Genomic DNA, 21,972 nt, shown 5'->3' with positions numbered 1-21,972 from the left:
TTTCTTCCCTAATCTCTATCAGCAATTGTTTATCGACTTATAGTCGGTAAGCTAAGATATAAAAACGGCCGCACTAAGCGACCGTTTATCGAAACATTTTGATGTCTTACGCAATTGGCTCTAATTGGTCAATCGGCCAACGCGGTGTGGCTTGAACTGAAAGATCTGCAGTCTCACCATTTTTCAGGCGCTGCATACCGGCATAAGCAATCATCGCACCGTTATCAGTACAGAACTCAGTACGCGGGTAGTACACCTCGCCACCAATTTTCTTAGCAAGTGCCTCAAGTTCAACACGTAGTTGTTTGTTTGCACTTACGCCACCAGCAATCACTATACGTTTCATGCCCGTCTGTTCCAAGGCACGCTTACACTTGATTACCAAGGTGCCACAAACCGCCTCTTGGAATGCATATGCGATGTCGGCACGAGTTTGTTCACTATCATCATTGTCACGAATCGTGTTCGCAGCAAAGGTTTTTAGGCCCGAAAAGCTCATATCCAGGCCCGGACGATCCGTCATGGGACGTGGGAACTTAAAGCGACCCGGCGTGCCTTTTTCTGCAAGTCGAGATAGCAGCGGACCACCAGGGTAATCTAAGCCCATCAGCTTCGCCGTCTTATCAAACGCTTCACCTGCTGCATCATCAATCGACTCACCAAGGATCTTGTATTCACCAATGCCTTTCACTTCGACCATCATGGTGTGACCACCAGAAACTAGCAGAGCGACAAATGGGAACGGAGGCGGGTTATCTTCTAGCATAGGAGCAAGAAGGTGACCTTCCATGTGGTGAACAGGCACAGCTGGCACACCCCAAGCGTAAGCAATGCTGCGACCAATCGTTGCACCAACAAGCAGAGCACCAACAAGGCCAGGGCCTGCAGTATAAGCCACACCATCGATGTCTTGAGAGGTTAGGTTTGCCTCTTTAAGAGCCGCTTTGATTAGCGGAATTGTTTTCTTCACGTGATCACGTGATGCCAGCTCAGGGACTACACCACCGTAATCGGCGTGCAGCTTTACTTGGCTGTATAATTGATGAGAAAGCAGGCCCTGCTCATCATCATAAATTGCGATTCCTGTTTCATCACAAGAGGTTTCAATACCAATAATGCGCATAATTTTCTCGGCACGCCTTCGTCTAAAATGGGAAATTAACGCAATATTACCCTGCCTAAGCTCTTCAAACAAATATTGTACAGACTATAATCGACAAAGTGCTTTACAAAGCCACTCTGATCGGATTAAAATTCCGCACCATTTTTGATCAAGCTGGTTAGAGACCACACTTAATCGAAAGTTGTCTACGGATAATCTTTCTGATTTGGTCATCAGTAGCCAGCGATAATGAATAACCCCTGAGGTGAAAGGCATATGCCAATAGTTAAAGTACGTGAAAACGAACCGTTCGACGTTGCACTACGTCGTTTCAAGCGCTCTTGTGAAAAAGCAGGTATCCTTTCTGAAGTTCGCCGTCGCGAGCACTACGAAAAGCCAACTACAGTTCGCAAACGCGCTAAAGCAGCAGCTCAAAAGCGTCACGCTAAGAAGCTAGCTCGCGAAAACGCACGTCGCGTTCGCCTGTACTAATAACTTAATCCATAAGGACTGAGTTATGGCTCTTATTGAACAACTCAAAGAAGAGCAAAAATTAGCGATGAAAGCCAAGGACAAACCGCGCCTTGGCACTATCCGTTTAGCTCTTGCTGCTGTAAAGCAACGTGAAGTCGACGAACAGATTACTCTGAGCGATGACGACATTCTTGCTGTACTAGTAAAAATGGTTAAACAACGTCGCGATTCTGTTGCTCAATATGAATCAGCTGGTCGTCAAGATCTTGCTGAAGTGGAACAAGCAGAAATTGCTGTACTTGAAGGCTTTATGCCACAACCGCTTACTGAAGATGAAGTCATTGCACTACTTGATAGCGCAATTGCAGAAGCTCAACCTGCGGGCATGCAAGACATGGGTAAAGTAATGGCTATCTTGAAACCACAAATTCAAGGGCGTGCAGATATGGGTAAAGTTAGTGGTTTAGTTCGCTCTAAACTCGCTTAATCCCAAATCAAATTGCAACAAGCCGTGCAATCCTTCGGAACGCACGGCTTGTTTGTATCTGTAACCTATTCAAACTATTATTATCCACACTCTCAGTTAGTGCATTTTTCTAAGGTTTTATGGCTGGACACATCCCGCGTAGTTTCATCGATGATCTCCTAGCGCGTCTCGACATTGTCGACATCATAGACGCACGCGTGAAACTTAAGAAAAAAGGCAAAAACTACGGCGCTTGTTGTCCGTTTCATAACGAAAAGACCCCCTCCTTTAGTGTAAGCCAAGAAAAACAGTTTTATCACTGTTTTGGTTGTGGCGTACACGGTAACGCCATCGACTTCATTATGGAGTTCGAACGTCTTGAATTCGTTGAAGCTATTGAAGAGCTCGCCTCCTTCTTAGGGCTCGATGTTCCAAGAGAACAACGTAGCGGTGAGATTTCTACCGCACCAAGAGCCAACACTGAACAAAAGCGTAACCTCTATGATTTGATGGGCGGCATTAGCCAGTTCTATCGTTCTCAGCTAAAAATAGCAGCCAATAAGCCTGCGATTGAATACCTTAAAAATCGTGGTCTATCGGGCGAAATCGTCCAGAAGTTTGGCATTGGTTACGTGGCCGATGAGTGGGACTTAGTTCGTAAGAACTTTGGCAAACAAAAAGAAGCACAAGACATGCTTGTGACCGGCGGCATGTTGATCGAGAATGATAAAGGCAACCGATACGACCGATTCCGTGGCCGTGTAATGTTCCCGATTCGTGATCGTCGTGGTCGTGTAATTGGTTTTGGTGGTCGTGTCTTAGAAGATGGCACACCAAAATACCTAAATTCACCAGAGACGCCTATCTTCCATAAAGGTAAAGAGCTGTATGGCCTTTATGAAGTATTGCAGGCATACCGTGAACCGCCTCAAGTCCTTGTGGTTGAAGGTTACATGGATGTCGTGGCGCTTGCGCAATATGGTGTAGATTACTCGGTGGCTTCACTAGGCACCTCAACAACCGGTGACCACATCCAGATGCTGTTTAGACAAACCAGCACTGTGGTTTGTTGTTACGATGGTGACCGAGCAGGTAAAGAGGCCGCATGGCGCGCTCTAGAAAATGCACTTGAGTACCTGAAAACAGGTAACACACTCAAATTTCTGTTCTTACCCGATGGTGAAGACCCAGATAGCTATATTAGAGAACATGGTAAGGCCGCTTTTGAGCAGCTCGTCCAAAATGCAACGCCACTGTCGACCTATTTGTTCGACAACCTGATAGAAATACACAAACTTAACTTGGGAACAACCGAAGGAAAATCGGCACTGCGTGCGCACGCAAGCGCCTTAATTAATAAAATTCCTGACAGTTATTTCCAAGAGTTGCTCGAAAAATTATTAGATGAGCGAACTGGATTTGATAACCAACTGAGACGTGCTCGTGTTCATACACAAAACTCGACACCTCAACCGCATAAAGAGCTCAAGCGAACTCCAATGCGTGAAGTTATCGCTTTGCTTATCCAAAATCCGAGCTATGCTGATATGGTACCGGATTTATCAAGTGTCAAAAGCTTACCATTGCCTGGACTAAGTTTATTCGTCGAAGTACTTGATAAATGCCACGCGCATCCCCATATCAACACCGGCCAGTTATTAGAGCACTGGCGAGATAACAAACATGAGGCTCTTCTGTCTCGTCTCGCGAGCTGGGAAATCCCCCTCGATGAAGACAATCAAGAAGACATATTTTTAGACTCATTGGACAAAATACTTGCCCAGTGCGTTGAAAAACAAATTGAAAACCTGCAGGCCAAAGCAAGAAGTGTCGGTTTATCAGCCGAAGAAAAAAGGGAGCTACTAGCTTTAATGCTAGATCTAAAAGCGTAACCCTGTTTGATTAGTCAGCATTTAATAAATTTGTTAACATAATTGGTTTGCATTTGAGAATGCAACGTCCTTCACCAGACCTGAAGTTGGATATCATCTATGGATCAAAATCCGCAGTCACAGCTTAAATTACTTGTTATTAAAGGCAAGGAACAAGGCTATCTGACCTACGCCGAAGTAAACGACCACCTACCTGCAGAAATCGTGGATTCTGAACAGGTAGAAGACATCATTCAAATGATTAACGACATGGGCATCAAAGTAGTTGAAACTGCACCTGATGCTGATGATCTAGCACTTAATGATGACGATGCTAATATAGATGAAGACGCAGCCGAAGCTGCAGCTGCTGCGCTTTCAAGCGTAGAAAGCGAGATTGGCCGTACTACTGACCCAGTTCGCATGTACATGCGTGAAATGGGTACAGTTGAACTACTGACTCGTGAAGGCGAAATCGACATTGCGAAGCGCATTGAAGATGGTATCAATACCGTTCAACTATCTGTTGCTGAGTACCCTGGAACTATTCCATACATCTTGGAACAGTTTGACCGTGTACAAGCAGAAGAGATTCGCTTAACAGACTTAATCAACGGCTTCGTTGACCCAGATGACGATGGCACCGCTGCACCAACAGCAACTCACATCGGTTCAGAACTTGCTGAAACTGATCTGGATGACGAAGACGTAGAAGACGTTGATGATGAAACTGAAGAGGAAGAAGAAGATACAGGTATCGACCCTGAGCTTGCTCTTGAGAAGTTTACAGCGCTTCGTACTAGCTACCAAAACCGTCAGCTAGCGATCAACGAATACGGCCAAGAAAGCCCGAAAGCAATGCTTGCAACAACAATGATGCAAGACGTATTCAAAGAGTTCCGCCTAACACCAAAACAGTTTGATTACCTAGTAAACGAACTGCGTAACTCGATGGATCGTGTACGTACTCAAGAACGCCTAATCATGCGTCAAACGGTTGAGTACGGCAAAATGCCGAAGAAATCTTTCATTGCTCTATTTACTGGCAACGAATCAAGCGAAGCATGGTTAGATGAAGTTCTTGCTTCTGATAAGCCATACGCAGAAAAGATTAAACGTCACGAAGGTGATATTCGTCGTTCAATCCAGAAACTGGACATGATCGAGAAAGAGACCTCTCTGACCGTTCAAAGCATCAAAGATATCAGCCGTCGCATGTCTATCGGTGAAGCGAAAGCTCGTCGTGCGAAGAAAGAGATGGTTGAAGCGAACTTACGTCTAGTAATCTCGATTGCTAAGAAGTACACAAACCGTGGTCTACAATTCCTGGATCTAATCCAAGAAGGTAACATCGGTCTAATGAAAGCGGTTGATAAATTTGAATACCGTCGTGGTTACAAGTTTTCGACATACGCTACATGGTGGATCCGCCAAGCAATCACTCGTTCGATTGCCGACCAAGCTCGTACTATCCGAATTCCAGTTCACATGATCGAAACGATCAACAAACTAAACCGTATCTCTCGTCAAATGTTGCAAGAGATGGGTCGTGAACCACTTCCGGAAGAGCTGGCTGAGCGCATGCAAATGCCTGAAGACAAGATCCGTAAAGTACTGAAAATTGCGAAAGAGCCAATCTCTATGGAGACACCAATCGGTGACGACGAAGATTCGCATCTAGGTGATTTCATCGAGGATACAACGCTAGAACTACCTCTAGACTCTGCAACGGCAACCAGCCTACGTGGTGCAACTAAAGACGTTCTTGCAGGCCTAACACCTCGTGAAGCTAAAGTACTGCGTATGCGTTTCGGTATCGACATGAACACTGACCATACTCTTGAAGAAGTTGGTAAGCAGTTCGACGTAACCCGTGAACGTATCCGTCAGATCGAAGCAAAAGCACTGCGTAAACTTCGTCACCCAAGCCGTTCAGAAACTCTGCGCAGCTTCCTAGACGAGTAATCACACACATTGATGTGATTAGCTTTTAAGCATAATTAAGAAAAGGTGAGCTATGGCTCACCTTTTTTGTACCTATGTGGTTTAAGTGGTTAAGATGCAAGCGGAATTACCCCTTATCGTGTCTAGACACAACTGAATGCTTCCCCTATAATCTATGTCCTACGGCCCCTTAGCTCAGTGGTTAGAGCGCACGACTCATAATCGTTCGGTCCCCAGTTCAAATCTGGGAGGGGCCACCAAATTCCGATAAGGCTCATGAAGAAATTCATGGGCCTTTATCTTTTCTAGTCCTTTCCATATCCGGTCTTCGATTACTTCCTGTAAGGGCGATACTATTAGTTCACCGAAAGACGCCACCTAATCACTACAGAACCCGTAAATCTACCTCAGGCTGATATCGACCATCAGTAAGCTTTCTCATCGGTACGAAATACTTCTGTGTTAGATACATCCCCTCCCCCCAACACCAAAGTAGAACTACAAAACAGCTTCCTGACTGAACCCACATACCTGAATAGAATTCTTGCTGAGTTTAACCAAGAGACTCAGAACCGAAGACTAGAACCAGAAACAGCAGCTAATCACTGGACTGGTATTCATACTGCAATAGTCAGCTTTAACACTAGACGTTCTCAAGTAATTCTCGTATGAACTAGGGAATGGAGTCGAGGTTAGGATAGAGGATACAATAGAAATCTGGCAACAAAGAAAATGATGCCAAACAAGATAAGAAAACCTAAATAAAAAAATCACTCAGAGTACGTGTCGATATCAATAGATATTGATTACTTCTGCTTCATATACTTAACACTATTAAAAATAGGCACAACATCATGACATCATGACATCATTGAAAATAACTCACAAATATTCAGGAAATAAACCTCTGCTATGTTTAAATTGAGCAACAATAATTTTTATTTTTAGGTCAGCAAACCTCATTAAAATGCAGAGTTCATGAGGAGTCTATTGGGCTAATGAATACCAGCCTAAAGACATTGATAGCACTTTGAATCAATATAGGAATGTTTAAATGAGAAAAACTACCATAATATTTTTACTCAATTTAATAGTATCAGAGGCCACTGCCGCTACTACGGGTTCAACGGCAGACTCAAGTGTTGAACTGACCTTTTCTGAGGATGTCCCGGCGGTTTGCGGTATCAATTACAAGGATACCATTGATCGAACAGGCTCTATCAAGTTCAAAGGAGAAAGAAGTACCGAAGATTTCGCAACTTTCAAACTCACATCTAACGCAACGAAGGATGCTAAAATTTGGTTCACTGACATATCTATAACTGGTACAGACTCAGCAGATACAGCCGTCACTGATACAAGATTAGTAAAAATTGCTGTAGGCACAGATTTAAGCAATCTTTCGTCCACCGCTGATTTTGAACAAGAATTTCAAAGAATCGACAACCAATCCGACGCAAATGCGGCTAATTTTAACACTACAGATACAGTACAAGCACTGGCACTTGTTAATGAACAAGCAGTAAATTTCAAGTCAGGTTCAACAGTAACTGTAAAGGCAACTGTTAACGTAAAGTGTAAATAAAATAATACTATGTGCTAGCTTAGGCTGATATATTCTGAGGCAAACATATGAAATATTTATTACCTTTGCTAATGGCTTTTCCTATTACCGGCCATGCAATAAATACATATATTACTGGGGGCAGTTACGATAACGACTGTAAAATTGGTTTTAACAACAACAATGCTATTGAGGTTTGCAGAACGTTAAAGAGTGCCGCATTACCATCAACGCAATCACTTAATTATTCTGATTATAGACATGGCTCTTATCTCACCCTATTTTCAAGATATAAAGAAACCAATTTTACTTTGACAGTTAGGAATAATGACCCAAGCAAAATCGAATACAAAATGTTTGTTGCTTTTGATAGGCGATTTCGAGAAGTAGACACCTATAAATATCGTGTTGGGGGCAGTAACAATGAACATTTTGCTAGGGCAATTACATTTCTTATCGTTGCTAGAGAAACTAGCCATGCATCAAGTCAAGATAAGAAACCCTATACTATTGATGTTGAACTGAGTGGAATCGATACTTATACGTTTACTTATGACCCAACAAAACCTAAAGATTACTGTATGATTCTTGTTGATAAGCATGTTGGTACCATAAAATTTAAAAATGAAACAGCAAAGGACACTTATAATAGTTTTTCTGTTGGTTACAGTGGAACAAAAAAACTAATTGGTGATGTTAAATATGAAGTGGAACAGCAAGCAAGTTTCAAACCTAATTATAAGTACGGTATTATACTAACTGATGGTACTAAATTGCCAACTGGTGAAGAGCCAGTCACTCGTTTTGAGCTTGATTTGAATACTGGTAAAACTCTGGATAAAAACGCTTTCGCCGTTGCTGATATTGAAAAACATAATGCCATAGCTGGTAAACATAGAATGATATTAGAACTAACATGCAAAAATTAATAGCCGTTTCAGCACTTTTATTTAGCTCTTTAGTATACGCTCATAGTCAAACACCAATGAGCATGAAAATATTGGCTTACGAGCCTTATGTCATCGCTAAAATCCAAATTGGTAACCTCAGAAACGTTAAACAAAGTTTTGATATATATATTGATGATGTGAAAACAAACCAAGTTATTCCATTACAAAGCGGTAAAACTAGAAAAATAAACGTAAAGATAAAAAATATCATACCAGATAAAAAACAGGTGTTTGAAGTATGCAGCGTTTCACAGCCTTTAGAAAATGATATGTTCAGGAGTCGTATATGTACGGACGTAAAAGTTTATTATCCATTATCGCGCTTACAGCACCATTACCAACAATAGCAACAGGGTTGAGTATCCCTGGCGCTAACATCCCAGGCGGATACGATAGAATTACAACTGAAAACGGCTTTACCTGTGAATCAACAATTGCCAGTGATACGTATGTGCAAACTGGTTTGATCGGTACTCAACAAAAAAGCGATTACTCACCTAATTCAGGCCGATACGTTTCAAACCTTGATGATCGTGATGAAATTGGGGCTTATGTTCAACTGGTTATTCCTATTGGGGCAAAGCGAGAGAGAATTAACTGTAATCGCCTATATAATCTGGAGATTGATAGGCTAAAGGCACAGATTGAGAAGTTGAAGTTTGAGGCTACCTTAGGTGATATATGGGCAGAACCGGAACCTAAACCAGAACCTAAACCAGAACCTAAACCAGACCCTAAACCAGAGCCTAAGTCACTAATGAAAAAACATGAGATCGTTACGATTGATGAACACTCCTCAGTAGAATTGTTTGAGAACGGCAGCGCTCGATTAAATGAAAATAACCTGAAGCATTTTGACGATATCCTTAAAATGCTTTCTGAGCACACTCAATCACACGTTACTATTATTGGTCATACTGACTCGACCGGCTCAGAATCGTTTAACAAAAGTCTTTCTGAAAAGCGCGCAAGGTCAGTTGTTGAATACTTTGTTTCAAAGGGGATTCATCATAGCCGTATTAACTCGATAGGCTATGGTGAATCACGCTCAGTCGCTTCAAATGATACGGAATTAGGTAGGGCTAAAAATCGCCGTGTTGAGGTTATTATTAAACCTTTCACCATTGCGATGTAAAAAACCTTCTCAACGTAAACTGACAATTGAGATAGGCTTAGAAGCGGTGGCTTACCACGAGGACAAAATGTTCAGCAACAAAGAGGGCAGAAAATCTTAATAAAATATGTTTACTCTTCCATCATTTTTCAAACTATTCCCCCAATGTCAATGTCAGAGAATGTAATTTTACTATTAGATATAGAGATGACTATAGATAGGATTACTATGTTGATTAAAGAAACAAAGCTTGGCTCATAATCGTTCGGTCCCCAGTTCAAATCTGGGAGGGGCCACCAAATTAGAAAAGCCAGAACAGTTCACGCTGCTCTGGCTTTTTGCTTTTCTAAGCTCGCTATTCTTTATGCCCTACTCATTTCAATACATCTCTGAATGAGAGAACTCCACAGTACACAATGCCAATTGCCTCTCTGTGACTAAGCTTACTTTTCTTTTATAAAAAAATCGGCAATATGGTTGTACATAAATCGACCAATCATTCAAGGAAGAAACATGCAAGACGAAACACTCTCGATTCACTTCGGCTACGAAACCGATCCAACCACGAAATCCGTTGCTACCCCTATCTACCAAACTGTCGCCTATGAATTTGACGATGCTCAGCATGGCGCTGATCTGTTCAACCTAGAAGTACCAGGCAATATCTACACCCGCATTATGAATCCAACCAACGATGTGTTGGAAAAACGTATGGCGGCGCTAGAAGGTGGCATCGCAGGCTTGGTTGTGAGTGCGGGCAGCGCGGCAATCAACTACGCGATTCAGACGTTGGCACAAATCGGTGACAACATTGTCTCAACACCTCAGCTTTACGGTGGTACTTACACCTTGTTTGCTCACATGCTGCCAAACCAAGGGATTGAAGTACGCTTTGCTAAAGACGACAAACCAGAAAGCTTGGCTGAGCTGATCGATGAAAAAACCAAAGCGGTTTACTGTGAGAGTATCGGTAACCCTGCGGGTAATATCATCGACCTAGAACGTGTTACCGAACTTGCCCATGCGCAAGGTGTCCCTGTGATTGTCGACAACACAGTGGCGACGCCGGTGTTGTGTAAGCCTATTGAATTTGGTGCTGATATCGTGGTGCACTCACTAACCAAGTACGTTGGCGGACACGGTACAACCTTGGGTGGTGTGATTGTCGATTCAGGTAAGTTCCCTTGGGCAGAGCACAAAGAGCGCTTCCCGGTGTTTAATCAGCCTGAATCCTCTTATCATGGTGTGGTGTACACCGAAGCCTTTGGTGAGGCCGCCTTTATTGGCCGAGCACGAACAGTGCCATTGCGGAATACTGGTGCAGCCTTGTCACCAATGAATGCCTTCATGCTGATGCAAGGCTTAGAAACGTTGTCGTTACGTATGGAGCGCCATACAGAGAACGCATTGAAAGTGGCGGAGTATCTCAGCCAACATGAGAAAATCAGTTGGGTAAGTTACGCTGGCTTACCTAGTTCAAAGTTCTACCCGCTGGCTGAAAAGTACATGCAAGGTAAGCCATCGGCGATTTTATCTTTTGGCTTAAAGGATGGTTATGAAGCAGGTGTTCGCTTCTATGACGCGCTACAAATATTCAAACGCCTAGTAAATATTGGGGATGCAAAATCTCTGGCTTGTCACCCAGCTTCGACAACGCACCGTCAGCTAAGCGAAGTTGAACAGAAACAAGCTGGAGTATCACCAGAGATGATTCGCCTATCAGTCGGTATTGAACACATCGAAGATATCCTCGCAGACCTAGAGCAAGCTCTTAACGCTTGAGACTTATAGCGACACCAGAAGATAAGTGTACAAAGTAACAGTTACAAAAAAGCCCATCATGATGATGGGCTTTCGTCTATTTATAGGTGTAGCTTACTCTACCGTTACCGCTTTCGCTAAATTACGAGGTTGGTCAACGTCGGTGCCTTTAATTAGCGCTACATGGTAAGACAGCAGCTGCATCGGAACCGTGTAGTAGATAGGTGCAGTTACTTCGCTCACGTGAGGCATCTTGATAATCTTCATGTTCTCATCGCTTTCAAAGCCAGCTGCTTCATCCGCAAATACATACAACAGACCGCCACGTGCACGTACTTCTTCTACGTTTGATTTCAGCTTTTCTAGCAGGTCGTTGCTTGGCGCAATAACCACTACTGGCATGTCTGCATCAATCAGAGCTAGAGGGCCGTGCTTAAGCTCACCTGCAGCGTATGCTTCAGCGTGGATGTAAGAGATCTCTTTCAGTTTTAGAGACGCTTCCATTGCGATTGGATAGTACTCACCGCGACCTAGGAATAGTGTATGGTGCTTGTCTGCAAAATCTGTCGCTAGTGCTTCAATCTCTTTATCAAACGCCAGTGCTTTCTCGATGTCTGTAGGTAGTTGGTGAAGAGCTTGAACGATTTCCGTCTCTTTTGCTTCATCGATACGGCCTTGTAAGCGACCAATTGACGTTACCATCATCAGCATTGCTGCAAGCTGCGTAGTAAATGCTTTTGTTGAAGCAACACCGATCTCTGTACCTGCGCGAGTCATGAACGCAAAATCAGATTCACGAACCAGTGAAGAGCCCGCTACGTTACAGATAGTCATTGCTGACATGTAGCCTTTCTCTTTCGCAAGACGAAGGGCTGCTAGTGTATCTGCTGTCTCACCAGATTGAGAAAGCGTCACAAGTAGGCTATTTGGACGAACTACGAAGTCACGGTAACGGAACTCAGAAGCGATCTCTACATCACAGCTTACGCCCGCTAGAGATTCAAACCAGTAGCGTGCCGCCATACCAGAGTTGTAAGACGTACCACATGCGATGATCTGAACGTGTTCAACCTTGCTTAGGATCTCTTCCGCTTTAACACCGATAGCATTGGTGATCACAGACGTATCTGAGATACGACCTTCCATTGTATTGATCAGTGCAGTTGGCTGTTCAAAAATCTCTTTCTGCATGAAGTGGCGGTATTGACCTTTGTCACCCGCATCGTGCTCCGCGTTAGATTCAACGATTTCACGTTCAATACGCTCACCATTTGCATCGAATACGTTAACTTCACGACGAGTCACTTCAGCAACATCACCCTCTTCTAGATACATGAAGCGGCGTGTCACACTAAGTAGTGCTAGTTGGTCAGATGCAAGGAAGTTTTCGCCAACACCAAAGCCGATTACGATTGGGCTACCAGAACGAGCAACAACAATACGTGAAGGATCTTTACGATCAACCGCTACTGTACCGTATGCGCCATCAAGTTGTTTTGCCGTTTTCTGCAGTGCTTCAACTAGAGAGTCTGAAGTACGAAGCTCCCACTCAACCAAGTGTGCGATAACTTCAGTATCTGTTTGTGAAGTAAACTCGTAGCCGCGCTCTTTTAGCATATTGCGCAGTGCTTCGTGGTTTTCAATAATACCATTGTGTACCACCGCGATATCACCAGACATGTGTGGGTGTGCGTTCGCTTCAGATGGCTCACCGTGCGTTGCCCAACGAGTGTGCGCAATACCAGTACCACCAACGACTTGTTGCTCTTCTACCGCGTCAGCTAGCTCTTGTACTTTGCCTAAGCGACGTACACGAGTCAGATTTGATTCGGTATCAACCACAGCAACACCCGCTGAGTCGTAGCCACGGTATTCTAGGCGGCGAAGGCCTTCTACTAAAATCTCGGCTACATCACGCTGTGCTACTGCACCAACAATTCCACACATAGTTTGACTCCATCAATTTCGTTTATTCCTATTGGCAGCAAGCAAAAGCCATATCTTTAGTAAGATCTACCATAGGAAGTTAAATGCATAATAGTTAAAAATTAGTTTTACGCTGGATCCGTTAAGATCACTCGAACATCGTGCGACTCGATACTTGCCTGAGATTCTTTGCTCAAGTCTGTATCTGTAATGAGGATGTCGACGTGATCCCATGCCAGCTCTAGATTGGGGATCTTTCGTCCCACTTTTTCAGACTCAACCATCACGATCACTTCTCGTGACACTTCAGCCATCACTTTACTTAGACCAACCAATTCATTGAATGTAGTTGTGCCTCTATCGAGGTCGATACCATCAGCCCCGATAAACAGTTGATCAAAATCGTATGCGCGAAGTACCGATTCTGCGACTTTGCCTTGGAAAGAGTCTGAGTGGGTATCCCAAGTACCGCCCGTCATTAGCAATGTTGGTTCACTTTCCAGTTCATTCAGCGCATTCGCCACATGTAATGAGTTGGTCATAACAACTAAACCACGCTTAGTATTGAGCTGCTGAATTAAGGCACCCGTTGTGCTGCCACTATCAATCACGATGCGGTTATGGTCGCGAATTAAATCTGCAGCGGCTTTGGCTAAAGAAACCTTTCGAGTCGAAACTTTTTGAGCCAATTCTTCGTTTACAACCTCTTTCGGTAGCGAAATCGCACCACCATAACGGCGTAAAAGCTGACCGTTTTTCTCTAAAGACGCTAAGTCCTTTCTAATAGTGACCTCTGAGGTTTCGAACTTAGCGGACAATTCATCAACACTAACCTCCCCTTTTTCGTTCACTAGGTTAGAAATTGCATGTCTTCTGAGCTGAGTGTTTCGTTTCGACATTTAAAAAAGACCGGTTGGTTTCGATGTGAAACATATTATAGTTACAACGAAACTATTTAGTCCATTTATTTCGATCCAAAAAATTAATAAATAGCGATAAAACCTTGTCCTAAGACAATTGTTAAGCAGTGATATTGAATTGATTAGGTGGTAGAATCCGCACCCGAAAAGAAAAAAAATTACAAAATTGACCGTTATTTTTTTGCAACTTTCACCTGATATATTGGTGTAAGTACAGAAACCCGATGTTGAATCAAAATCTTTTGGTCATAAAATGACTAAAATTGATGAAAGACTTACAACTCTGAAGGGCATATTGGAAGTCCCGCGATTTTACTTAGCAGGCACAAAATGCTGATGTAGCGGACCAATCTTCAGAACTTAAATCAATTTCAAATTGTAACAATACTTACCGGAGAGTACCTTCCATGAAAAAGACCAAAATCGTATGTACGATTGGCCCTAAAACTGAATCTGTAGAGAAGCTATCTGAACTAGTAAACGCTGGCATGAACGTTATGCGTCTTAACTTCTCTCACGGTGACTACCAAGAGCACGGCACTCGTATTGCAAACTTCCGCGAAGTAATGGACAAAGTAGGTAAGCAACTGGCTATCCTTCTTGATACTAAAGGTCCAGAGATCCGTACTATCAAGCTAGAAGGCGGCAACGACGTAGATCTAGTAGCTGGTCAAGAATTCACTTTCACAACTGACACTTCAGTTGTAGGTAACAAAGAGACTGTAGCAGTAACTTACGCTGGTTTCTCAGCTGACCTAAACGTTGGTAACACTATCTTAGTAGATGACGGCCTAATCGAAATGGAAGTTATCTCTACAACTGAAACTGAAGTTAAGTGTAAAGTTCTTAACAACGGTGCACTAGGCGAAAACAAAGGTGTTAACCTTCCTGGCGTTTCTGTTCAACTTCCTGCTCTATCTGAAAAAGATAAAAACGACCTTAAATTTGGTTGTGAGCAAGGCGTTGACTTCGTAGCAGCTTCTTTCATCCGTAAAGCATCTGACGTTAAAGAGATCCGTGAGATCCTAGACGCGAACGGCGGTAGCGACATCCACATCATCTCTAAAATTGAGAACCAAGAAGGTGTTGATAACTTCGACGAAATCCTAGAACTTTCTGACGGTATCATGGTTGCTCGTGGTGACCTAGGTGTTGAAATCCCAGCTGAAGAAGTAATCTTCGCTCAGAAGATGATGATCGAGAAGTGTAACCGTGCACGTAAGATGGTTATCACTGCAACTCAAATGCTTGATTCTATGATCAACAACCCACGCCCAACTCGTGCAGAAGCGGGTGACGTTGCGAACGCAATCATGGATGGTACTGACGCAGTAATGCTTTCTGGCGAAACGGCTAAAGGTAAGTACCCAGTTGAAGCTGTTACTATCATGGCTCAAATCGCGAACCGTACAGATTCTTCTCTTAAAGCTGAGCTAGGTTCTCGTCTAGACAGCCCACGTCTACGTATCACTGAAGCAGTATGTAAAGGCGCAGTAGACACAGCTGAGAAGCTAGCTGCTCCTCTAATCATCGTTGCTACTGAAGGCGGTAAGTCTGCACGTTCAGTACGTAAGTACTTCCCAACTGCAAACATCATTGCACTAACAACGAACCAAAAGACAGCTGCTCAGCTTGTTCTTACTAAAGGTGTTCGTCCAGTTCTTGTTGATTCTATCGACAGCACTGACGCATTCTACAAAATGGGTAAAGAGTACGCTCTTAATGCTGAATTCGGTAGCAAAGGCGACATCGTTGTTATGGTTTCAGGTGCTCTAGTAGCTTCAGGTACAACAAACACGGCATCTGTTCACGTTCTATAAGAATGAACCGATTCGCATAAAATATAAAAGAGGGCTCCGGCCCTCTTTTTTTATGAAACATAATCTTGCCTAACTTTTCAGTACGCTGTATTATCAACACAAAATAGAACTACGTACTGTTAACTTCCAATGGACTCTTTCCAAGAGACGGATTAGCAGACTAGAAATCAAATATACATGAGGTTTGTAATGTCTAGTCCTACTCTTACTGACAAAGTATCAAAGATGATTCGCCAGGATATTCTTAATGGTGAGTTAGCCCCAGGCCAAAAGCTCGTTGTTGCTGATCTAAAGAATAGATACAACGTTGGCGCATCTCCAATTCGCGAAGCTCTAGTGCAGTTATCTTGGAGCAAATACGTAAAGCTTGAGCCACAAAAAGGCTGTTGGGTAGCACCAGTATCAAAGAAAGAACTGAATGATCTTTATGAGAGCTTACGTGTCGTTTCATCAGTACTACTGAAAAAAGCGATTTCTGCGGGCGATGAAACCTGGGAACTGGACGTACTGACCTCTTATCACAAGCTGTCTCGAGTACAGCATGTGTCTGAAGAGTTTGATTGTGTGGAATGGGAAGAGCGTCACCAACAGTTTCACGTTGCGCTACTTGAAGGCGCTGACTCAGAGAACATGTTTAGCTTCTTTGGAGATTTGATCAACCAAGTAAAGCGTTACCGCTTCTTAGCAATATCAGCACAGAGTGCGTCAGAGGAGCTGTTCAACATTGATGAACACGAAATGATCATGAAGCTAGTACTATCGAAGAATGTAGAGCAAGCAACAGAACGACTTGATCAACATCTGCTAGGCTCAATGAAACGAATTGAAGAAGTTATCGAAGCGGCATAAGGCAGCGATAGATTTCAAACCAATAAAAAACGGAGCTAAAGCTCCGTTTTTTTGTTTTCAGCATCGAGGCTGAACTACCACCCAAAAAACTCTTTGTGGTGAGTATTAAGTAGCAAAACCATGGGTAAGAAATACAAAGCACTCAGTTTAAAACCAAGAATGACTAATGTACCTATGGTTAATCTCACTAAAAATTCGACAAACATACCAGGCCTCATTCAACCAGACTGTATGATCCCCAAACTCTTGCTCCTGCTAACCTAATTCTACTGCCGCCTTACAACTCATTGAAAAGGCTAGCTAACCAGCTAAATTAAGTTAACGGTGTCATCCCTTTACTATCTGGTAAACACTCTATTTATTACACCACTTAGCACAATGTAATCTGAAGCAACGTAGTTTACTTACTGTTCATTTTAGCTCAAATTTCCACCAATATTAGACTTTAGTCTAACTGTACAAAATTTGTGACCTAACTCGCTCAAAAATGAGATTCTTCATATCAACGTTAAGACAGCCTAATCACTCCCTTGGTTAAAGGACGCCAAGTAAACATAGTTACGGTAAGCAAGGAAAATTAACAAAATAAAAGCCGCTAAAAAAAAGCGGCTTTATAGCTATTTTTAAACACTTACCATTTAAGCTTTCAGCGCGCGCTCACCACGAGCGATGCCGACCACGCCACTGCGTGCTACTTCAAGTACTTCCGTTACTTCAGATAGGGCTTGAATGAAAGCATCCAGTTTCTCGCTCGTACCCGCCATTTGTACCGTGTATTGAGAAGCCGTCACATCAACAATTTGACCACGGAAAATATCCGCCGTGCGCTTCACTTCGGCACGAGCAAAGCCACTCGCACGAACTTTTACCATCAAGAGCTCACGCTCGATGTGCTCAAGCTCAGAGACTTCCTGCACTTTAAGAACGTCAATCAGCTTATGTAGTTGCTTCTGAATCTGTTCTAGCTGCATTTCGCTTGAGTTAGTTGTCACGTTCAAACGAGAAAGCGTTGGATCATCTGTTGGAGATACGTTCAACGACTCGATGTTGTAGCCACGTTGAGAAAACAAACCAACCACACGAGAAAGCGCACCCGGTTGGTTTTCCATTAGTAGTGAAATGATGTGTCTCATATTATGTTCTCTCCGTTTTGCTTAGCCACATGTTGTCCATACCCTCGCCTTTGATCTGCATTGGGTATACGTGCTCGGTGTCATCCACACTGATATCGACAAATACCAAACGGTCTTTCATCGCCAGTGCTTTTTCCAAACCTGATTCCAATTCATCCGGAGATGAAATACGCATACCTACGTGGCCATAAGCCTCCGCGATAGCGGCAAAATCAGGAACAGAGTCCATATATGAGTTAGAGTGACGACCTTGATAAACAATATCTTGCCACTGTTTTACCATTCCTAAGAAACGGTTGTTTAGGTTAATAATCTTTACTGGGATGTTATATTGCAGTGCCGTGGACAGCTCTTGGATATTCATCTGAATACTGCCGTCACCGGTTACCACAACTACTTCTTCATCCGGTTGAGCAAACTTCACACCCATGCCAGCAGGTAGACCAAAGCCCATGGTGCCTAGGCCGCCAGAGTTAATCCAACGACGCGGTTTGTTAAATGGGTAATATAACGCTGCAAACATTTGGTGTTGGCCAACATCAGAAGCAACATAAGCATCACCATTGGTTACTTTATGCAGAGCTTCGATAACTTGCTGCGGCTTAATGCACTCAGATGATTTTTCATATGCTAAGCAGTTACGATCTTGCCACTGCTTGATTTCACCCCACCAGCTTTCAAGAGCTTCAGCATCGTTGGTGCAGCCCTGCTCAATCAGAAGGTTAACCATGCTTTCTAGGACTTTTTCCGCCGAGCCTACGATAGGCAAATCCACTTTCACGTTTTTAGAGATCGACGATGGGTCAATATCAATATGCATGATCTTCGCGTTCGGGCAGTACTTATCTAGGTTGTTGGTTGTACGATCATCAAAACGTACACCGACACCAAAAATAAGATCGGCATTGTGCATCGCCATATTGGCTTCGTACAAACCGTGCATGCCTAACATGCCTAGAGAGTTCTTGTGAGTACCAGGGAAAGCACCTAAACCCATTAGTGTGCTTACCACGGGTAGATTCAGTGCTTCAGCCAATTTAATCAGCTGTTGATCGGCTTCTGATATAACCGCGCCGCCACCGACATAAAGTACTGGCTTCTTCGCTTCAAGAAGTGCCTTTAATGCCTTCTTGATCTGACCTTTATGACCCGTAACCGTTGGGTTGTATGAACGCATTTTGATCGTATCTGGGTATTCATAAGGAAGCTTGATTTGCGGGTTTAATACATCTTTTGGCAGATCGATAACCACAGGACCAGGGCGTCCTGTCGTTGAAATATAGAATGCTTTTTTTAGAACTTCAGGGATATCTTCCGCTTTCTTAACTAGGAAGCTGTGTTTAACTATTGGTCGAGATACACCCACGATATCACACTCTTGGAAGGCATCATTACCAATGAGATTGTTTGGTACGTTACCAGAGATAACGATCATTGGAATCGAGTCCATGTATGCCGTTGCGATACCAGTTACGGTATTGGTTGCGCCAGGACCAGAACATACCAGTACTACACCAGGCTTGCCGGTAGAACGAGTATAGCCATCTGCCATATGAGTAGCGGCTTGTTCGTGTCGTACTAATACGTGTTTGATTTCGTCTGTTTTCGCATGCAGCGCATCATAGATATCAAGTACAGAACCACCTGGGTAGCCAAAGATTTGTTCTACACCCTCTTCAATAAGAGACTGCACCACCATCTCAGCGCCGGATAACATTGCTGTTTCAGGTTTTGTTGTCATATTGCTCTCCTCACCAGTTTCCAATCACATTTGGTGAACGTGTTGGGCTGGTTTTTCATAGTCTAGGGCTTATTCGTAGCCTAATTCGAAATACTTCCACTTTTTCGGCTATGGCTGTCTGTCGTGATAACAACAAACAGTAATACGAAACAACTTTAACGCTTTATTATCATCTGGTCTAACACCCGTTATCCGGCGATCATGTTAAAAAACCAATCACCAGCTTAAAACATCAAACAAACACTACCCCAAGTCAAACAAGCAGTTATAAAAACCATGATAGCACTCAAAAAAAGCACTTAATAATTATATAAATAACTAATTATCTATAAATGAAGCGCTTTTCTGTGTGCGCATTCGCACATTCTTCCAAGTCTAGAGCCATAAAAAATCCCCCTAAAAATGCAATCACATTCGTAGGGGGATTTTTAAACAACTGAAAATTTATCTATCTTAAAACTACTTGTCTTTAGGCTTTTCAGTGTACATTTCTTCGATTTCGTCTTGATACTTGTCGTTAATAACTTTACGACGCAGTTTCTGAGTTGGCGTTAGTTCGCCATCGTCCATTGAAAACGCTTTTGGCAACAACTTGAATTTCTTCACTTGCTCAAACTTAGCAAGCTCTTGCTGCAAGTCATTTACACGCTTCTCAAGCATTTCAACGATTTGATGGTGCTTAATCAGTTCAACTCGATCGTGGTACTTAATATTTAACTCTTTAGCGTACTCTTCTAACGAGTCGTAACACGGAACAATCAGTGCAGAAACAAATTTACGTGTATCAGCGATCACAGCAATCTGCTCGATGAAGTGGTCTTTACCGATCGCGCCTTCTACTACTTGCGGTGCAATGTACTTACCGCCTGAAGTTTTCATAAGCTCTTTAATACGGTCGGTAATAAAAAGGTTACCATTTTCATCAAAATGACCCGCATCACCGGTCTTCAAGAAGCCATGCTCATCGAATGTTTTCGCTGTCTCTTCTGGCATTTTGTAGTAGCCACGCATCACCATTGGACCACGAACAAGAATCTCATTCTGAGCACCAATTTTGACTTCAGCGCCCGGCATAGCCATACCAATCGAGTCAGGGTTAAAGCAGCGGTCATCCCAGCACGAAACCGTTGCTGTGGTCTCTGTCATGCCGTAGCCAAGTTTTACGTTAATGCCGATAGCATGGAAGAAACGACCAATGGTTTCATCAAGCTTCGCGCCACCGCATGGCATGAAATTGATGTTACCACCAAGTAGCGCTCGTAGCTTAGATAACACAAGCTTATCGGCTAGCGCATGGCTCTTCTTCAGCATCAGTGATGGTGTACGACCTTCTTGGTGACAAACCGAGAGCTTCGCGCCCATGTTTACCGCCCAAGTAAATAGCACTTTACGGATAAACGGTGCTTTCGAAACTTTCTCGTGAATCGCAGAGAAGATCTTTTCATAGAAGCGTGGAACCGCACTCATTACGGTAGGTTTCACGTCGTTCAGTGCATCACGTACCTGCATTGTGTCTTGCAGATAGCAGTTAGTTGCGCCTTTGTAGAGTACGTAGAAAGTCCAAGCACGCTCAAATACATGTGATAAAGGTAGGAAACACAACGAGACATCGTCTTTCGTTAAGCTCAAGCGCTCATCATGCCCTTCTAGCTGGTAGCCAACATTGGTGTAATCAAGCATTACGCCCTTAGGCTGACCTGTTGTACCAGAGGTATAGATAAGGGTCAGTAAGTCATCCATGTTTGCATCAGCAAGACGAGCGTCGAATTCAGCCTGTTGTGACTCAACACCACGTGCCATGAAATCATTCCAAGATACCGCAAAGCTGTGACCCTGAAGATCGATATCGTCCGACATCGCGACAACTACTTCTAGCTGTTCGCACTCTTCAAATAAGCTAACGGCAGTATCGAATTGAACTTGCTCACCAACGAACAAGATCTTCACATCTGCATTTTGGATAATGTAAGAAGACTGCGCGGCGGTATTAGTTGGATAAATCGGCACAGTCACAAGACGAGCTTGTAAAGCAGCGAAATCTGCCACCGTCCATTGAGGCATGTTGTTTGAATAGATACCGATCTTATCTTGAACTCTCAATCCTTGAGCCAATAGCGCTAATGAAAGCGTATCGATTTGTTGCCCAAACTGCTGCCAGCTAATGCCTTGCCATACATTACCTACTTTGTGTTTCAAAGCTGTTCGGTTGCCGCCTTGGGCAATTTGGTCACGAAGTCTTTTTACGATATGAAAATCTAAATTGGCCATCTCTTTACCTTTGGCTTACACCTGTAAGCTTTTTTGAGCGCACAAGTGTACCTTTGATTATGGAAAAGG

17 protein-coding genes and 1 tRNA gene are annotated in these 21,972 nt (G+C 43.3%); 12 read left to right on the top strand and 6 right to left on the bottom strand.

The genetic code is table 11. The annotated features are described in order from the left end of the window. Nucleotides 1-106: 106 nt before the first annotated feature. Nucleotides 107-1,123 carry a tRNA (adenosine(37)-N6)-threonylcarbamoyltransferase complex transferase subunit TsaD gene (tsaD, locus tag ACTRWI_RS08840; protein ID WP_499130617.1) on the bottom strand — a complete coding sequence of 339 codons (1,017 nt, stop codon included), beginning with the start codon at nt 1,121-1,123 and terminating at the stop codon, nt 107-109. 255 nt (nt 1,124-1,378) lie between these two features. Here tsaD and rpsU point away from each other — a divergent pair, with 255 nt between their 5' ends. From rpsU to ACTRWI_RS08790, 10 genes are all read left to right on the top strand, one after another. Further along, a complete protein-coding gene (rpsU, locus tag ACTRWI_RS08835) occupies nt 1,379-1,594 on the top strand; it encodes a 30S ribosomal protein S21 (protein WP_004396009.1) in 216 nt (71 codons plus the stop codon). A gap of 25 nt (nt 1,595-1,619) precedes the next feature. Then, complete coding sequence (locus tag ACTRWI_RS08830) at nt 1,620-2,063, top strand: GatB/YqeY domain-containing protein (RefSeq protein ID WP_499130615.1); 444 nt, start codon at nt 1,620-1,622, stop codon at nt 2,061-2,063. Nucleotides 2,064-2,182: 119 nt separating this feature from the next. Further along, nucleotides 2,183-3,934 (top strand): DNA primase, encoded by a 1,752-nt coding sequence (gene dnaG / locus ACTRWI_RS08825; protein ID WP_499130614.1) that lies wholly within the window; start codon nt 2,183-2,185, stop codon nt 3,932-3,934. Nucleotides 3,935-4,033: 99 nt separating this feature from the next. Further along, nucleotides 4,034-5,878 carry an RNA polymerase sigma factor RpoD gene (rpoD, locus tag ACTRWI_RS08820; protein ID WP_499130612.1) on the top strand — a complete coding sequence of 615 codons (1,845 nt, stop codon included), beginning with the start codon at nt 4,034-4,036 and terminating at the stop codon, nt 5,876-5,878. 163 nt (nt 5,879-6,041) lie between these two features. Then, nucleotides 6,042-6,117, top strand: a tRNA-Ile gene (locus tag ACTRWI_RS08815). 794 nt (nt 6,118-6,911) lie between these two features. Then, entirely contained in the window at nt 6,912-7,442 is a 531-nt protein-coding gene (locus ACTRWI_RS08810; protein WP_499130610.1) for a hypothetical protein, read from the top strand. Nucleotides 7,443-7,489: 47 nt separating this feature from the next. After that, nucleotides 7,490-8,350 (top strand): hypothetical protein, encoded by an 861-nt coding sequence (locus ACTRWI_RS08805; RefSeq protein ID WP_499130608.1) that lies wholly within the window; start codon nt 7,490-7,492, stop codon nt 8,348-8,350. Then, nucleotides 8,338-8,718: a hypothetical protein gene (locus tag ACTRWI_RS08800; RefSeq protein WP_499130606.1), complete on the top strand. Its 381-nt coding sequence runs from the start codon at nt 8,338-8,340 to the stop codon at nt 8,716-8,718. Before ACTRWI_RS08805 ends, ACTRWI_RS08800 begins: the two co-directional genes overlap by 13 nt. After that, on the top strand, nt 8,658-9,506 hold the full coding sequence (locus ACTRWI_RS08795) for an OmpA family protein (RefSeq protein WP_499130605.1): 849 nt from the start codon (nt 8,658-8,660) through the stop codon (nt 9,504-9,506). The genes ACTRWI_RS08800 and ACTRWI_RS08795 overlap by 61 nt, the downstream gene beginning before the upstream one ends. 492 nt (nt 9,507-9,998) lie before the next feature. Further along, the gene (locus tag ACTRWI_RS08790; protein WP_499130603.1) at nt 9,999-11,267 is read left to right on the top strand and encodes an O-acetylhomoserine aminocarboxypropyltransferase/cysteine synthase family protein; all 1,269 of its coding nucleotides are present in this window, start codon (nt 9,999-10,001) and stop codon (nt 11,265-11,267) included. A 93-nt stretch (nt 11,268-11,360) separates the two neighbouring features. On the opposite strand, the gene glmS is transcribed toward ACTRWI_RS08790, so the two are convergent. After that, nucleotides 11,361-13,193, bottom strand: a complete 1,833-nt coding sequence (glmS, locus tag ACTRWI_RS08785; RefSeq protein WP_499130602.1) for a glutamine--fructose-6-phosphate transaminase (isomerizing) — start codon at nt 13,191-13,193, stop codon at nt 11,361-11,363. A gap of 107 nt (nt 13,194-13,300) precedes the next feature. After that, nucleotides 13,301-14,071 carry a DeoR/GlpR family DNA-binding transcription regulator gene (locus ACTRWI_RS08780; protein WP_499130600.1) on the bottom strand — a complete coding sequence of 257 codons (771 nt, stop codon included), beginning with the start codon at nt 14,069-14,071 and terminating at the stop codon, nt 13,301-13,303. A 428-nt stretch (nt 14,072-14,499) separates the two neighbouring features. On the opposite strand from ACTRWI_RS08780, the gene pykF reads away from it, so the two are divergent. Together pykF and ACTRWI_RS08770 are read left to right on the top strand one after the other, a co-directional pair. Beyond that, nucleotides 14,500-15,912 (top strand): pyruvate kinase PykF, encoded by a 1,413-nt coding sequence (gene pykF, locus ACTRWI_RS08775; RefSeq protein WP_499130598.1) that lies wholly within the window; start codon nt 14,500-14,502, stop codon nt 15,910-15,912. Between the two features lie 189 nt (nt 15,913-16,101). Further along, complete coding sequence (locus ACTRWI_RS08770) at nt 16,102-16,761, top strand: GntR family transcriptional regulator (protein WP_499130597.1); 660 nt, start codon at nt 16,102-16,104, stop codon at nt 16,759-16,761. A gap of 638 nt (nt 16,762-17,399) precedes the next feature. On the opposite strand, the gene ilvN is transcribed toward ACTRWI_RS08770, so the two are convergent. The 3 genes from ilvN to ACTRWI_RS08755 form a co-directional block, all read right to left on the bottom strand. Beyond that, nucleotides 17,400-17,894: an acetolactate synthase small subunit gene (gene ilvN / locus ACTRWI_RS08765; RefSeq protein ID WP_008219984.1), complete on the bottom strand. Its 495-nt coding sequence runs from the start codon at nt 17,892-17,894 to the stop codon at nt 17,400-17,402. Between the two features lies 1 nt (nt 17,895). Then, a complete protein-coding gene (locus ACTRWI_RS08760) occupies nt 17,896-19,635 on the bottom strand; it encodes an acetolactate synthase 3 large subunit (protein WP_499130594.1) in 1,740 nt (579 codons plus the stop codon). 459 nt (nt 19,636-20,094) lie between these two features. Then, complete coding sequence (locus ACTRWI_RS08755) at nt 20,095-21,903, bottom strand: AMP-dependent synthetase/ligase (RefSeq protein ID WP_499130592.1); 1,809 nt, start codon at nt 21,901-21,903, stop codon at nt 20,095-20,097. Nucleotides 21,904-21,972: the final 69 nt, after the last annotated feature.

The organism is Pseudoalteromonas sp. G5_S1_14_S5 (genome assembly GCF_054968605.1).
The sequence above is the reverse complement of the archived record's forward strand: the minus strand, read 5'-3'. Positions and strand labels throughout refer to the sequence as shown.